Raw genomic sequence first — 16,289 nt, 5'->3', positions numbered from 1 at the left:
GTTTGTCATTAGGTTATCTCATTTGGTTCTCTTTTAGATCTTTTTCTTCAAATTTTTTGCTATCATTTGAATGAGCGGTTGTTTGTTGTCATTTGGTTGCGGAGGATTACTTTTCATGAGAACCACTCTTAATGAGAGAGGGCAGACTGCAATTTTTGTTGCAATGATTTTTCAGGTGCTTTTTGTCTTGTTCGCGATGTCAATTAATGTGGGCCTGGTTGTTCATGACAAAATTAATCTTCAGAATTCAGTGGATCTTGCAGCTTACTACGCAGCTCAAAAGCAAGCAGAAATTCTCAACGCTATTGGGCACTCCAATTACCAGATTCGTCAGTCATGGAAGCTCTTGGCCTGGCGTTATCGCGTCTTAGGTACCATGGGAAAAGACGAACATCCCGTTCGAAAAAATATTACATCTGATGCTCTTTATCCCGACACTGAACGTCCTACGACCTGTGTGACCTATTATCCTATCTGGAAAGGGGTTGCAGAAGGTGAGAATCTCTGTCGGCAGAGTTCAATCAATATTCCTCCATTGCCGAATGTGCCCGTGATAGCTCCCTTTTTGGGAATCAATGCCGTTATTTCGGCCCTTTCGATTTCATTGATAAATCAATACAATGGTCAGTGTCAAAGGCATGGAGCCTATAACTGGTGGTTTGCGGCCTCTTCAATGATGGCATTTCGGATTGATCAGTCCCATAGAAAGAGGACCATTTTTGGTCTTGCCCAAAATTTATCCGGTGGCAATCCGCAAGATTTTCTAGATATAAATGGAAATTCTGTTTTTGCGGGCGTAGCGAAAACCTTAGATAAAAATTTAACTTTTGCAAACAAGACTTCAGCGGGTGGAGTTCAGATCCATCTCTTTAACTCACTTCACAATGTAAGAAGAGAGGAATGGCTTCCTGAAATCCAAACGATTCCGACAATTATCTACACGGATGTCGACAATTCCTCAGGTTGCAGGTCTATGGCGACATTGGTCGAAACACCCCCACAGATTGCTGAGGCGAGAAATTACGCCCTCAATGTTCTCGGAGGAAATGAGATTTTGCCTTGGGTGCAGTCAGAGCCTCCCACAACACACATCATGCATATGTCGATGGGGGTTGAAAAAAACCCTTGGTTTATGGCTTACGTGGGAGTCATGGCCGAAACACGACCTCGCCAAATATTTTTTCCTTTTGGGCCAGCAATCAGTTTGAAGGCCAGGGCCTACGCCAAACCCTTCGGCGGACGAATTGGTCCTTGGTATCATGCGAGCTGGCCGCGTTCCTCAGCTGTTTCGGTGGGGCCGCGCACTGATCCTCTGGCTCCCCCGCGCACTCAGCAAAACGGCATGCTGGACAGCCCAAGTGATATCACTCGGTTGCCAAATTATTCGCGGTTTCCTGGAGATCAGTTGGGATTGAGATCTGGATTGGCTCTAAACGGCTTGAAGGATCTTTTGGCATTGCAAACAAGCTTTGATGAATACAAGCAAACCTTTCGAGGTATGGTACCGGGTGCTCCCAATGATCCGCTGGCTTGGGATTATGAGTTTGATCGGGTTCCACCCGTTCGGAGATACGAACTTTCAGCTATTGCTCCTGACTTGTTTGATGTTACCTACTACGGTATAGAGCCGAATTTTTCGGCAAATTATTTTTCTCATATTTTTCCCAATTTTTCAAAATTTCCATTTCCTCCGGAGACTATTTTTCGACCAGATTTGGGCTTTCGAGGAGGTGCTATCAATGCGTACTCCGTTCAGGATCAGATGAACGACGCCGCAGCTTTTGACAAGAGACGTTTTGATTCTTTTTATTTCGTAAGAGAAAAGACTCATCTTTTGACGAGTTGGGCTCCTGCAAACCAGTCCCTTAATTTTGATTTTCCAGAAAATTTTGGGAAATGCTCTCTTCCCGATGACGATATGACAGTTAAAGTTCCTGGGTCCTGTGCTGCTGGTGGAGGGAGAACGGGCTACTCTGTCAAGCTTGTGAGTCGCGATGCCCTTCATTCGGGAAACCACGCTATCGGCGGGGTCTCTGAACCGGCTGGGTCTATATTAAATCCTCCCCCAAATCAAGATGGCTGGTAGAATTATCAAGACTTTGAGATACAGCAGAAAAACTAGTTGCAACATTTCTGCAAAGCTTTTGAAAAAATCCGTTCTGTACGCAAACCCCTGAAATCAGGGTGAGAGACTAGACACCTTCTCTATATTCGATTTAGGTTTGTGCCAATTTGAGACAAGCGGATCTCATTATGTGAATAGAATGTCTCGAGATGGAGCTTTTTGGATTATACTGGCAGTAGGTCGACGTATCCTCAGTTGCACGCTGCTTGTCGTTCATTGCTTGACTGTAGCTAGATCAATCCATGAGTAGATGAAAGCTAGCGTATTCGATGACAAATCTGGGTAAGAAGGTAGGGATTTTATGAAGGTGTATTTAATATTTCCATTAATTAAGAACGTCTTATTAGCATTCCTCATTTTCTATTCATTGGTGGCTCACGCGACATCAGGCACCGAAGGCGGTGGTATAAATGAGGGTTCTAAAGAAGGCTCCAGTTCTCAAAATATGGGAACGATCATTAACTTGGCAGCTGGAGGTACCTTAGCGGCGATATGTGCGACCGAGGGAGGAGCTTGGGCCTGTCCAATGGCTGCGATGGCTTTTCTCCAAGCAGCGACTCAGGCTGCCGCAGCAGGTAGTTCTAATAATGTTACCGATGCAACTAATTATAAACCGCCAACGGATACTGGAGGTGGCAGTGCAGGAGGTGGCGACGGAGGAGGAGGCAGCGGAGGAGGAGGCAGTGCAGGAGGCGGCGACGGAGGCGGTGGTGGTGGTGGATTCGAATCAGGAGGGAATCCCATTATTGACAATAATTTGAGGGAATTGGAAAAAAATGGGTACAAGGTGAACCCAACAGCTGGAACAGTTACAACCCCTAAAGGCGTATTCCCTACAGGTGCCTTTAGTAGTGCAGATTCAATGGCTGCGGCTGGAATGGACCCCAGTCAAGTGGCTGCGGCTCGCAAGGGCCTAGAGGCTCTTAACAAGGAATTGGCGGAAAAATATGGTGAAGGCCCAAGTGTTGTGGCAATGGGAGTTGGCGGGGCCGGAGGTGGTGGGTCTGGCGTAGAGTCCGGCGACGGTGGAGCTGCGAGCGGCTCGGATCCCATGGCCGCCTATTTGGCGTCGCTAAAAAATAAGCTCAACCAAAAGCGAGATCCGGCCAGCGTTGCAGGCATGCAAAAGATGCTTGGTGGAGAGCCTATTGGAGTTAAGATGGATAACATTTTTGAGATGATTCATCGTCGGTATCAGAAAAAACGTAAGGCAAATGTGTTTATCGAATAAAATCCCAGCGAAAAAGTTCTCTGTTATTTGGTAGATCTTCAAAAGATGAGACAATTCGATACCTCGTGCTGAGGTGGAATCACAACTTCCGCCCCAATCACTGCTTTGTCCAGGCGAGTATTCTTTCTTATAATTGAGCGATCTCCTATCACGGCAAAATTTTGAACAGTGGCGCCGTCCTCGATAATTACGTTGTCACCGATGAGACAATTGCCGTGGAAAGTCGCAAGAGGTGAAATCTGGCTATTTTTCCCTAACCAGATCCCTCTTTTGTGTTCTGTCATTCCGGGATGATATGTTTTCATAATTTTACGCAAGCACTGGCCAAACAAGTTGTCTTGGTTGAGGACCTGGAGGCAATCCTTCGTGGCCGATAGAAAATCGGCTTCAGATCCTGTTTCAAACCAAAGCATTTGCTCATCAAAAATCCGTACAGGATCGCCGCTCTTGATTGTGGCCGTGAGGCAGTCATAAAGCAAATTCAGAGGGACTTTATTTGGAATGTGATCATAGATTCGATCGCTCAAACAAGCCAATCCAGTATAGTGATAAGCCTTTACGGCACCTGGAAGAGCCAACTTTCCGAATCCAATGACTTCATTGTGGTCATTAACCCACACTCCGCCAAAACGAGAGCCCACTTCGCTGTGGGTACAAACAAGAAGAGTAGCGATCGCCCCGGATTTAAGGTGATTTAGCCACAGGTTGCTTAGTCCGGAGGGGGCGATCATAACCTCATCGCCGTTGGCGATGAGAAAATTTCCTTGGCCACGAAGAAATTTCTCGGCCTTCTTAATGCCTCCGCCGCTGCCGAGTATATTCGGATATTCATATGTGAATTCTAGTCTAAAATTCTCCTCAAAAGGAAGCTGTCCTGTCGCGAAGCGAATCGATTCAGGTGCATGGTGCGTGTTGATGATAAGTCTTGTGACTCCTGCTTGGGAAAGGTAATAGTGAGAATAGCCGAGCAACGGAATATTCAGAAAAGGCAGAGACGGTTTGGCGCGATTGATTGTATGAGGTCTAAGTCTTTCGCCAAGGCCAGCAGCCAATATCATGGCATTCATATTTTTTCGAAATCCATTTGCAAAAGTTGACTGTCACCCAAGAGGTTTTTGAAAGATTGGTATTCTGGAAAAAAATCAAGATAATTTAAGACCGTATTGATCGTGCGATGGATGTATTTGAGGTATCGAGTATCTCCACGGATGTTGTAAAAACTTGAAAAACTGCCGCATGCCTTAAAACACCTTTGTACGCTTTGTAATCGAAAGACCTCATCAAATTCGTCTCGTGAAATCTTTTGCCCATAATCATTAAGGCACCTTGTCAAATAATATTGGAGCACGTTCTGCATGGAATTCTTGTCCAGATCAACGTAGGAATCATGAAGAAGACTGACTAAATCATATTGTATTGGACCAAGTCGGGCATCTTGAAAATCAATTACGCGCATCTTTCCTAATTTTATCATGAGATTTCGACTGTGATAGTCTCGGTGGGAAATAAATTTAGGTTGCTTATCGAGCTGTGAGCAAATTTCTAAGAAAACGCGCTGCAACTCCTTTTCTACCAGAGGGGAAAGAGGCATTTTTCCAAGCTTTTCAATGAGGTGCTCTTTTCCATAGTTCATTTCCCAAAGAAACTTAGCGGTATCGAAAGCTATCCCGAAGGCCGTGCATTCTTCTGTTCGATCTGAGGTCGCCGTATAATGTATCTTCAGCAACTCGTCCACTGCTTGATAATAATAGGGAATTGCTTTGTCCTGGCTCTGACTCTCCCAAAATTTTCTTTCGAGGGTCAGATCTCCTAGGTCCTCAAGTAGAACAAGGCCGTCTTTTCCTGAAACAGCTTTGACAGAAGGAACCTGAATTTTATTTTTGGAAAAATGGTTGAGGACCGACAGAAAGGGATATTTATTGTTATCAACAAAGGGCTCCCACTCCATCAGGACCCAAGAATGGTCATCGAGTATGATGCGGTAATAGCGTCTGCTGCTGGCATCCCCGGCAAGCGGAACCAACTGAAATTGTTCTGTTCCTAGGGAAATCGTCAAAAAGGCCAAGATATTATTTGAAACAGCTTCTGGAAATAAAGTGATTACGTTTTTCATTGGTGTGCACTCGTAAAGAAAAATAATCCAAATACCGAACTCATAGTATTTAGTTTTGCAAAAGATCAGCAGGGACACAACCTGAAAAAGAGGTTTTATCCAGAGACGTTATCTGGGTTTTGGAGCGCTCGCATCGATTGTTCAAACCTCTCCACTAGGTAGCGATCACGAAGGTATTCAAAACTCTGATTCATTTTCAATTGAAAGAGGCATCTTTTTTTAATCAAGTTTACGAGACAGTCTGGGAGTTTAACTTGGAGATCTGGATGACAAGAGTTCATTCCAAGGATAAACCGCGGCTGAATCGATTGGGGAGAGGAGGAGATGAAATCTGTCAAATCAAGTATTGCTTTATCTTTCAGATCTGAGAGATCGGAAATCAATACCGTTGTTCTGCTAAGGTCAGCAAAATCACATGTGCGAAAGCTCATGTCCGGGGACAAATGTTCAAAGTGAACAAAAAAATGATAATTTGATAACTCGTGCAGAGAGAGAGCCATTTTTTGAATATCAGAGTTGGACCGAGCAAGGATCAGAACAGGAATCATTCGCTGGACTTCGTCCATTCTTCGACCTAGCTGGACACCCATTTTTTGTGCTCGAATATCGGTTAATTCATCTGAAAATTGACGATGGCTCGACATCTGGAAGACATTGACAGGGGGATGACTCATGAGAATGGCATTCTCCAGTCTTCTGATATCTGAAAGATGGTCCATGCACTCAAAAACAGAGCCAAGGGAGAATTCCAATAGCTCCTTGAGCTGATCGACCTCCCTAGGTTTCAGCTGTTCCTCTGAAAAAACTTCTACGTATCCAAAGAGCCTTCCTTCTGATCTCATCGACAAGAGCAGAGACCCGTCAATGATGACATGAGAATTTTTCTCAAGGAGGGTGCGTACGGCCAAAGGCCGGAGTGGAATTTCATTGTGTTCAGCAAATGAATAATATTGGAAAGTGCAATTAAAGCGTTTTTTACAGATGATATTTAAGCGACTCAACAGAGAAGTGGATATTGAATCCAAATGTGGCTGAGAGAAGAATATCTTTGAGAGGCTACCATTGGTTTTGATCACTTGAATTGATTTATGCTGCTTAGCAGCATTTCTCCTTGATTGTTTCCAGAGCTTTCAAATAAAGACTCCACTATTTCTTTTGATTCACGAGAATGAAACATCGCAAGACCTGTGCCCACCGGGCAACTCACTGGGTGGATCTCGAAGCTTTCTCGAGTTCTCAAGGGATGATGTCAGGGGTAGTCACGTAAACATTTGAAAACACGGGAAAATATCCAGGTTTTTTGCCAGAAAATAGGGGGGCCTTATCAAGGGCAATGAGGATGAGCGTGAATTCAATGCCCCCATCAGCTGGGGGAACAAATTAACTTTTAATCACTCCAGAAAAGTTTTCTCAAATCATCTATTTGAGCATTTTTCGCTTATCGAGTCCGTACTTTTCGACCTTCATGATCAGTCCTGCGCGACTGATGCCTAACTCTTTCGCCAGTTTAGACTTATTCCACCCTGTTCGACGTAAGCCTTCTCTGATCATTTCCCTCTCGAGTTCTTCAAGAGCATCTTTTAGCTTTCCATGAACGCGAGCCCCTTGAATTTTACCTTTTTCACTTGCTTCCAGGATTTTTGGGGAAAGCATATCTGCCGTGATTTTTGTTTCGGATCCGCTGAGTACAACGACTCTTTCCATTTCATTTTGCAGTTCACGTACGTTGCCGGGAAACGCGTAATCGTAGAGCTTTTCCAAAGCACGTTTTGTTAAGGTCTTTTTCATTTCTCCATTTTGTGCCTTATTAAGAAAGAATTCGGCAAGGAAAGGGATGTCTTCTTTTCTTTCACGCAGGGGTGGCACTCGAATATTAATCACATTGAGCCGATAGAAAAGATCTTCCCGAAAGGTCCCTTGTTCAACCATGTCTCTCAGCACGCGATTCGTTGCCGCAACAATTCTCACGTCAACTCGTTTGTGTTCCAAGCCACCCACGGGAAGAAAGGTTCCTTCCTGAATCACACGAAGGAGTTTGACCTGCATGGTCGGAGAAGTATCGCCAATCTCATCGAGAAAAAATGTGCCTTTATCAGCAATTTCAAAAAGACCCTTTTTGTCACGGACAGCTCCTGTAAAAGATCCCTTTACATGTCCAAAGAGTTCCGACTCTAAGAGGTTATCATTGAAGGCGGAGCAGTTTTGAATAACAAAAGCTTTATCTTTTCGGAGCGAATTATAGTGAATCGCCTTGGCAATCAGCTCTTTTCCCGTTCCATTTTCACCTTGAATAAGGACCGTGCTGTCAGCAGTTTTTATTTTATCCAAGAGGGAGTAGAGACTTTGCATGGGCTTTGATTTGCCGATCATGTTGTCGTATTTGTAGCGACTACCCAATTCTTTATTTAGTTCCTTTATTCTGTTTTCGCGAGTCGTAATTTCAAGGTGCAAGGTGACAATTTCTTGCGAAACCAGTTCGACGAGCTCAAGAAAGTGCTCACGATCCTGATCCTCGACATAGCGAAGTTTGCTCAACGCAACGTCGATCGTGTCTCCGTTTGCACCAAAAACAGCCAGGCGTTCGCGAACTTCAGTCAAACGTTGGGAGCTGTTTTCATCTTTGAAGAAGCCCATTGCCACGACAGTTCCCATGAAATCGTGATCAATGAGTATTGGGACCACTGCAATATCAAACCCCGCCGTATCCCATTTTCGAATACTGTACCGATTTTCTGAAACGCGCAAATCTTCAATGGATTTCGCGATAGTTTCAGAAAGGTTGGTGGCGGCAGATTCCTTATTAAGAAAGACACTGACAGCTGGGTTCGTAAAATGAACGCCCTTGGAATCTACACCCCTGAGGTGTCCCCTCTCATCCGTAAAAATAAGATCAATATTCCACCAGGAACTCAGGATTTGTTTGAGCTTCTTAATGACGTGAATATGTTCAAATTCGTCCCAATTAATCATTTGACCCACCTCTTTGTTTGCTCAAATAGCAAAGCTTTTAGACAATGAAGTTATCGTCCAAAGTCTCGACACACTTAAGAGTGAAAGTCGATACATTGGACACTCTGCTGCTAACATATTGAAAGAACATGAGAATAAGCTGTGGGTCCGGCGACAAATTGGCCTTTGGTCCTATTGTCACTGATTCATAGCCAGACAGTGTTTCGTTGGCCAAACTGTAATTTTGAACTCAGCTTAGTAACTAGGACTGCAATTGATAAAAACGAAAGTACTCGCCCTGCTGTTTCAGCAAAAGATCGTGGGAGCCCTCTTCGACAATTTGGCCACCTTTTAGTACTAAAATTCGGTCGGCTTTAGCGATAGTAGAAAGCCTATGAGCGATTACAAATGCTGTTCGACCATGCATCAACTCATCAAGGCCTTTTTGGACAGCAACTTCACTTTCACTATCTAAGGCACTCGTTGCTTCGTCCAGAATAAGAATCGGCGCGTCCTTATAAATAGCCCGAGCAATACTGATTCGCTGTTTTTCGCCGCCCGAAAAAAGAGCTCCCTGATCACCCATGCGAGTTTGATATCCTTCACGGGTGCGTTGGATAAATTCATGGGCGTTCGCTGACCTAGCTGCCTGCTCGATTTCGGCTTCATCCTTTTGCAGATTGCCCATTCGAATATTGGAGGCAACGGTATCTCCAAACAAAAAAACATCCTGAGACACGAGTGCAATGTGAGCGCGTAAATCGCGAAGAGTCATTTTTCTAATATCGATTTTTCCGATTGAAATGACACCCTTGGTGGGATCAAAGAAACGCTCCAAAAGGTTAACGAGGGTTGACTTTCCCCCGCCGCTAGAGCCCACAAGAGCCACAATTTCTCCGCGTTTAATAGTCAGATTTATATTGTTGAGGATATTCTCCTTACCAAAAGAAAAGCTCACATTGTTAAACTCAATCTCCTTCCATTGCTCAGGGAAGGCAATTGGCTCTTGCGGATCGGCGACTGCATTATCGATCTCCATGATGTTTTTGAGCCGTTCAAGAGCAACGGCAGCTTGCTGTAGCTTAATATAGCCCTCTTGTATTTTTTTGACTGAATCTTGCAATAATCCTATTGAGAAAGAAAAAGCAAGAAAGTCACCGATCAAAAGCTTGGTCGCAAAAATTTGTTGCCCAATATAAATTAGGATCATTGCGAGGGTAATCGAGGCCAATGCCTCCGAGATCGGTCCTGCGAGTTCTTCTCGATGAATGATTTCCTTTTGAGTATCGAGAAAATGATCGGCCTGTTCATTAAAACGCCTGCGCAGTTCGGCCTCTAAGTTATATGATTGGACAATTCTGGTACCATCCAAACTCTCTTTGAGAGTCTTCGTTAAATCCTCCATTGCTTCTTGATTTTTCCGACCATATTTTCTGAGGCTTTTTGCCAAGGAGCGCATGACCCAAGTGATGATTGGTAGAGCGACTAAAATAAAGAGGGTCAGTCTCCAGTCGAGATAGAGAACGTAACAAAAAGTGAGAATCGCCATGAAGGGTTCTCGAAGTATATCTGAAATCTTATGGATGCCTCCTTGAATGGTTTGGATGTCACTGATCATGCGGCTCATCAGTCCGCCAGAACCCCTCAAGAAGCTTTGAAAGAAGCCAATATTTAAACTCAGATACTTATCCATCAAATCGCGTCGCAGTTTCACAGCTACCTGTTCAGAAGTAAATTTCATCCAAAATAGATGATAGTAGCGAGCGACTCCGCTGAGACTCCACACAAGGGCTATAAAGATTGGTATCTGAATGGCCCGTGTGTGATCGTCTTCTCTCCACGCGGATTCCAGTTGCCGAAGTAGTTCTGGCGAAGCGGCCTTTAGTCCGCTGACAAGGGCTCCAAGCAGTATAATAACGAAAACTCTTTTTTTGTAGGCAGCCAGTTCTGGCCAGAGCCGCTCATAAATTACTTTCATGAGTTTAATAGATCTTCGATTTTAGTGATGCTCGGTACGATTTCCATTTTTCCTTCTTCAGAACGATGAATAAAATCCAAGTAATGTTTTAAGTATCTTCCAGTATATCCTTTTGAGGATTTGGTCAATTCATCAGGGGTTGCTGCGGCAATGATATCTCCCCCGCCAATCCCGGCTTCAGGACCCATATCTATCACCCAGTCCGAGTGGCGAATGACCTCAAGATTGTGCTCAATAAGCAAGACTGATCCTCCCGACTCGACAAGGCGATTGAGAACTCCCAAAAGTAAATGCACTTCACGAAAGTGGAGCCCTGTCGTGGGCTCATCTAGAATATAGAGCGTTGATTTCTGACTGGTTGAATTAAATTCACGCGCAATTTTAAGCCGTTGGGATTCTCCACCACTCAAAGAATTTGCATTTTGCCCGAGGCGCAAATATTCGAGGCCAACCTCTCGGAGCACACTCAAAGGCCTACGAATGTTCGGAAAGCTGACAAAAAAATCCATTGCTTCAGCAACCGTCATTTCTAATATTTGGTGAATGTTGCGGTCTTTGAAGAGAATCTCCAGAATTTCAGGACGGAATTTTTTACGATCACATGCATCACAAGGAATTTCCAGATCATCCATAAATATCATATCCACGACTTCGTGACCGAGGCCTTTGCAGACAGGGCAACGGCCTCCATCTACGTTGAGGCTGAAGGCTCCCGCTGTCAGGCCCAAAGCTCTTGCTTCTGGCGTATTGGCAAAAAGGGATCGAATATGGTCGTAGACCTTAAGGTAGGTCACTGGATTGCTGCGCGCGGTTTTTCCGATGGGTGACTGGTCGATCATTAGGACGCCCTTTATAAAATTATCCCCGCGTAATTCCATGAAAGGCAGACTTTCTAGATATTCAACTCCTAAAGTTCTAGCCAGAGCCGGATAGAGGGTATTTGTGATCAAAGAGGATTTGCCTGATCCGCTGACCCCAGTGACCGTAACAATCCGATGGAGAGGTATTGAAAGATCAACATTTTTAAGATTGTTCCCCGTGCACCCCGTGACCTCAATTTTGTACTGATAGTTCTTAGGTTCTATTGGCCGCTCTGATTTTTGAAGACTCCAACTATTTGGCCCCTTCAGATAGGGCAGTGTGTTGGATCCTTCGAAATGATAGAAATCATTGATATCTCCAGAAAACAAAATCTGACCACCGAGGTGGCCTGATCCAGGACCCATCTCAATGACGTGAGAGGCGTTTCGTATGACGTCATGGTCATGTTCAACGACGACCAGAGTATTGCCTAACTCGTTAAGTCTTTTTAGGATATCGATCAATCTGTCATTGTCCCGCGGATGTAGCCCTACCGTTGGCTCATCAAGAACATAAAGAGTTTGGGAAAGACCCATACCCAGTTGATTGGCTAAATTAAGTCTTTGGTATTCCCCTCCAGAGAGCGTTTTGGTGGGTCTATCCATAGTCAGATACCCAACGCCAACATCCTGAAGAAAACTGAGTCTTCCTAAAAGCTGCTGGTGGAGTTCCTCACAAATTTCTTTTTGGCTAGGGGATAGTCGCAATCCATGAAGATGCGTGAGCAGGTCTGAGACGGTCATTGCACATAAATCAGAAATCGACTTACCTTCAATGAGAACCTGCTGAATTTCCGGTTTCAAACGAGTGCCCCTGCAGGAATTGCATTTAACGGCACTCTTGTATCTTGATAGAAATACCCGGACGTGCATTTTATATTTTTTTGTCTCCAAATACTCAAAAAGACCAGTCACACCAAAAAAATCTTTGGATCCCTCCCAAAGAAGTTTTTTTTGTTCTGAGGGAAGGTCTTTCCAGGGTGTATGTAAACTGATGCCGATCTTTTTGCAGTATTTGAATAGTACCTGCCGGTCTTTTGCCGCGCTTGGCATTGTGAATGGAGTTAGGGCTCCTTGGGAAAGGCTCAGTTCAAAATTGGGGATTACCTTGTGTATATCCAATTCAAGAAGGTTTCCGAAGCCGTTGCACTTGGGACAAGCACCGAGAGGACTGTTAAAACTGAACATGCGAGAAGTGAGACGAGGAAAAGAGTAGGAACAAATGGAGCAGGAAAGGTCCTCACTCACGAAGAGGTGCTTTCCTTCGGTGGATGCAATGAGGGCCCGACCCGAATTCCTCTCATTGTTGTATTTGAGAGAGGCGGAATAAGCATGAGAAAGGGAGTCGATAATTCGTCCTCTCTCTTCGGAGCCGAAAGCCAAACGATCGATGACGAGATAAAACTCTTCTTTGGGTGGGCCATATCGCTTGAATCTTCCCTCGCTCAGGTCAAGGACTTCTCCCAATTTATCTTGAAAGAATGGAGTCAGTTGGGAGCGAACGAGACTGTCAGAGACGGCTTTGGCTAGGACCTTTTTTGTGGAACCACTCTGAACGGATTTACCTTTTCGACGGGGGACTTTGGCTTCGGACTCGGCGGTTTTGGCGGGGCAGTAGATTCTTAAGACTCCATCCTTTATGAGTTGGTCATAAAATTTTTTCCCACTGAGCAAGCGGTTTTCTGGAGGAATGGGTGCCAGGATGTAGCCTCTTTCCCCCGCGAACGAAGTAAGAATCTTATCGGTACCTTCAGAAATGGAATCCCTCTCAAGAGCGAGATGGTGGTGAGGACAAAATGCCTGACCCAACTTTTCATAAAGGAGTCTGAGATAGTCGACAACTTCGGTGGTTGTTCCGACAGTCGATCGTGAGGATTTTACCGAATTTTTCTGTTCTATAGATATTGCGGGGGGAATGTTTTCGACACCCTGGATATCGGGTTTCGGCGCTTTATTAAGAAATTGCTTGCTGTAGTTACTAAGGCTCTCGAAAAAACGTCGTTGTCCTTCTGCATAGAGCGTTTCGAAAGCCAAAGAACTCTTTCCAGAGCCGCTTGGGCCACAAACTACGGTAAATGAACCAATTGGAATATCAACTTCGATGTCCTTAAGATTATTCTGTCGAACCCCCCATAAATGGATGTTCTTCATTGAGAGAGATCCTCTTTGATAAAATCCTTTTCTTCCTGTGAGTTATTCTTTGCAGCGGACTCACTTGGCTCTGTACCTTCAATGAAGGCTTGCCGAATAACGTTTTCTGATTGAGTTGTATTTGACGCCAACTTGCCGGTGGTATTATCGATGTTGGCAAATACAATTCCGTCCGGAATTGCGAAATTTCGAACGGGGAGGCCTTCATGGGCAATTTTCATGTACTCTGTCCAGATGGGGAGCGCGGCTCTTCCCCCTACCTCTCCTTTCCCGAGAGATCTTTCTTCGTCAAACCCAACCCAAACCCCGGTTGCAATATCCGGCGTGTAACCCATAAACCAAGCATCATAGTAGCCGCTGGTGGAGCCAGTCTTGGCGGCCGTTGGGCGTCCCAGGGCACGAGCGGCTCGGCCTGTACCGCCAGGCTCTTCAACAACCGCTTGAAGCAAAGTCGTCATGACATAAGATGTCTCTGGACGAAGGAGTTGATCAGGATCGTCGAAATAAAAAGGCGGTTCTTTGCGAAGGTCTATTGTCTTGCCAATATCTTCGATTTTCAGGAGATAAGAAGGCAGTTCATTTTGATTGGATCCGGTCTTCCCTAGATTGCTTTCCGGTATTTTTTTAGCTGTCTGTTTTGATTCCTCGGGGTTCTCGCTTGTAGTGCTGTTGTTTGAATCTTGATCATTGGGGATCACTTCACTTTGATATCGTAAGTAAGCGACGCGACGTTGCTCGAATTCACTTTCCTGAGGACCGAGCTCAGCTTCGAATCTCTCATCCAGGCCAATTTTTTCGAGCAAGATATTGCCTTTATTGTCTTCGACCCGATGAATCAGTATTGGAGATACCCGACGTCCTAGGCGTCCGAGAGTGGCAAAGGCTTTTGTCATTTCATAGAGCGTGACTCCGCTCGAACCCAGCGCCATTGTGAAATCATAATTCAGAGGACTAAATATCCCGAGGCGGTGAGCATATGCGGCCACCCATTCAACCGAAATCTTCTCGATAATTTTTACGGTGGGGACATTTAAACTCTGAATTAAGGCTCCACGAAATAAAGTCTCGCCACTAAATTTTTTGCTATGGTTCAAAGGTTTCCATTTTTTCTTGAGAATGGCATCTGTGTCCATGTCCTGTACTTCCGCATCATCTTCTTCGTAGACAATCGGAGAATCGATAAGTGAGGTTGCTGGAGTAAACCCTTTATCCAAGGCGGACGCGTAGACGAGCGTCTTAAAAGCGGATCCGGTCTGACGTGCGGCCTGGAGGGCCCGATTAAATTCTGAGTGAGTAAAATCCTTTCCGCCAACAAGAGAAATTAAATCATTATTGTTTTGATCGATAGAAACGAGTGCAGCCTCAGCAGTTGGATCTTGTTCCAACTCGATCAGACAGAAATTACTCCATTCTGGTAAATCGCTTGGAGCGACATAGTTCTTCCCAGCCTTTTTCTTCATTGAGTTGAGCAGCTCTGAGATTCGATCCGACCGGAATTTAGGGTCGATGACTTTGATGTCAATGAGGTCACCCACCTTGAGCGCGTCGCTGGCCTTAATAATTTCTGCACCCTCAGCTCTGATGCCGGGATCTGGTCGCCGCGCCCACCTCATGGATTGAAAATCAATCATTCCTCTGGATTCTGCAAATCTAACATGGACGAGGCCCCATTTGTCGTCGATTTTAACGACAATACCCGGAACAATTTGATTCAGGCTGATATAGGAAGGAAGATTTGGCAGGGGCTTTCCTGCTTTGTCTAAACCAGTTAAATTTAACTTTCCTTTGTCCTCGACGGAGCCGTCGGACCTAAGAGTGCGGATAGCACTTGCTTCATCCATGAGGTCATTGCGCGATTTAAGTAAAAAATCGGCGACCTTTTCAGTTCCTGTCAGATTTCCCTTTGGGCCACGAAAACCCTGGCGTTTGTCTAACTGGCGGAGACCTAATCTGATTTGATCCTGCGCTGCTATTTGTTTCTTGATATCAAGTCCGGTAAAAACCTTAATTCCTTTGTCCAAAACCGTTTCTTCACCCAGTTTCTTTACGAGCAGCTGTCGCACGGTCTCCAAATAATAGGGAGCAAGTTCCTTGTAGTCCTTTCGAACGTAGACTTCCACTGGAGCGGCCGCGGCCAGGTTGGCTTCGGCGGTAGTTATGTAACCCTCTTCCGCCATGCGAGATAAAACGTAACGTTGCCTCTCTTTGGCCGAGCCTGGGTTCGAAATTGGTGAATAGCGACTTGGCGCCTGAGGGAGGCCAGCGAGCAGGGCGATCTCAGGGAGAGTGAGATCTTTAACGGATTTACGAAAATAGATATCAGCTGCAGCACCAATTCCGTAGGAACCCTGACCCAAATAGATTTGATTTAAGTAAAGATAGAGAATTTCCTGTTTAGTGAGATTGCTTTCCATGCGGTAGGAAAGCATGACTTCCTTAATTTTTCGAGTGTAGGTTTTTTCGGGAGTCAAAAGGATAGAGCGGGCAACCTGCATTGTGATTGTCGAGCCACCTTGCACTTTGCGTCCGGCGCGTATGTTGGCAAGAAGAGCTCTTAGGGTCGAAATGTAGTTGATCCCGCCATGCTTAAAGAACGTCGCATCTTCGGCTGAGGTAAAAGCTTGAATAATCGCCTGAGGGATTTCATCGTACGCCAAGAGCATGCGCTTTTCGCGAAAAAATTCACCTATCTTCCCGCCTTCGCGGTCATAAACTTCCGATACCAAGAGAGGCTCATAGTCTTCAACTTTTATCATTTTTGGAAGATCTGCTGAGAGAGAGAGGACCAATATAGATCCGGCGCCAATCCCGATGAACAGTAATCCTAATAGAGCCGCGATGATTTTCTTAATCGACATATCCTTGAGCCTCCCCAGAAAGCG

At 45.1% G+C, this 16,289-nt stretch carries 9 protein-coding genes; 2 read left to right on the top strand and 7 right to left on the bottom strand.

All coding sequences use genetic code 11. From position 1 onward, the window contains the following. Window positions 1–115: 115 nt before the first annotated feature. Window positions 116–2,086: a Tad domain-containing protein gene (locus IPL83_16685; protein MBK9040761.1), complete on the top strand. Its 1,971-nt coding sequence runs from the start codon at window positions 116–118 to the stop codon at window positions 2,084–2,086. A gap of 340 nt (window positions 2,087–2,426) precedes the next feature. Further along, window positions 2,427–3,356, top strand: a complete 930-nt coding sequence (locus tag IPL83_16680) for a hypothetical protein (protein ID MBK9040760.1) — start codon at window positions 2,427–2,429, stop codon at window positions 3,354–3,356. Between the two features lie 38 nt (window positions 3,357–3,394). Here the strand turns inward: IPL83_16680 and IPL83_16675 are convergent, their stop codons facing one another. The 7 genes from IPL83_16675 to IPL83_16645 all read right to left on the bottom strand — a co-directional run bounded on the left by IPL83_16675 (window position 3,395) and on the right by IPL83_16645 (window position 16,265). After that, a complete protein-coding gene (locus IPL83_16675; protein MBK9040759.1) occupies window positions 3,395–4,423 on the bottom strand; it encodes an NDP-sugar synthase in 1,029 nt (342 codons plus the stop codon). Then, window positions 4,420–5,469 (bottom strand): phosphotransferase, encoded by a 1,050-nt coding sequence (locus IPL83_16670; protein ID MBK9040758.1) that lies wholly within the window; start codon window positions 5,467–5,469, stop codon window positions 4,420–4,422. The genes IPL83_16675 and IPL83_16670 overlap by 4 nt, the downstream gene beginning before the upstream one ends. A 95-nt stretch (window positions 5,470–5,564) precedes the next feature. Beyond that, window positions 5,565–6,545 carry a hypothetical protein gene (locus tag IPL83_16665; GenBank protein ID MBK9040757.1) on the bottom strand — a complete coding sequence of 327 codons (981 nt, stop codon included), beginning with the start codon at window positions 6,543–6,545 and terminating at the stop codon, window positions 5,565–5,567. Window positions 6,546–6,888: 343 nt separating this feature from the next. After that, window positions 6,889–8,439, bottom strand: a complete 1,551-nt coding sequence (locus IPL83_16660) for a sigma 54-interacting transcriptional regulator (GenBank protein ID MBK9040756.1) — start codon at window positions 8,437–8,439, stop codon at window positions 6,889–6,891. 241 nt (window positions 8,440–8,680) lie between these two features. After that, window positions 8,681–10,396, bottom strand: coding sequence for an ABC transporter ATP-binding protein (locus tag IPL83_16655; GenBank protein MBK9040755.1), 1,716 nt, complete (start codon window positions 10,394–10,396; stop codon window positions 8,681–8,683). Next, complete coding sequence (gene uvrA, locus IPL83_16650) at window positions 10,393–13,407, bottom strand: excinuclease ABC subunit UvrA (GenBank protein MBK9040754.1); 3,015 nt, start codon at window positions 13,405–13,407, stop codon at window positions 10,393–10,395. Before uvrA ends, IPL83_16655 begins: the two co-directional genes overlap by 4 nt. Beyond that, window positions 13,404–16,265 carry a transglycosylase domain-containing protein gene (locus IPL83_16645; protein ID MBK9040753.1) on the bottom strand — a complete coding sequence of 954 codons (2,862 nt, stop codon included), beginning with the start codon at window positions 16,263–16,265 and terminating at the stop codon, window positions 13,404–13,406. Before IPL83_16645 ends, uvrA begins: the two co-directional genes overlap by 4 nt. Window positions 16,266–16,289 lie beyond the last annotated feature (24 nt).

Source organism: Bdellovibrionales bacterium, assembly GCA_016716765.1.
Lineage (GTDB): Bacteria > Bdellovibrionota > Bdellovibrionia > Bdellovibrionales > UBA1609 > JADJVA01.
Note: the sequence above shows the minus strand (reverse complement) of the source record. Positions and strands in the feature narration are given on the sequence as shown.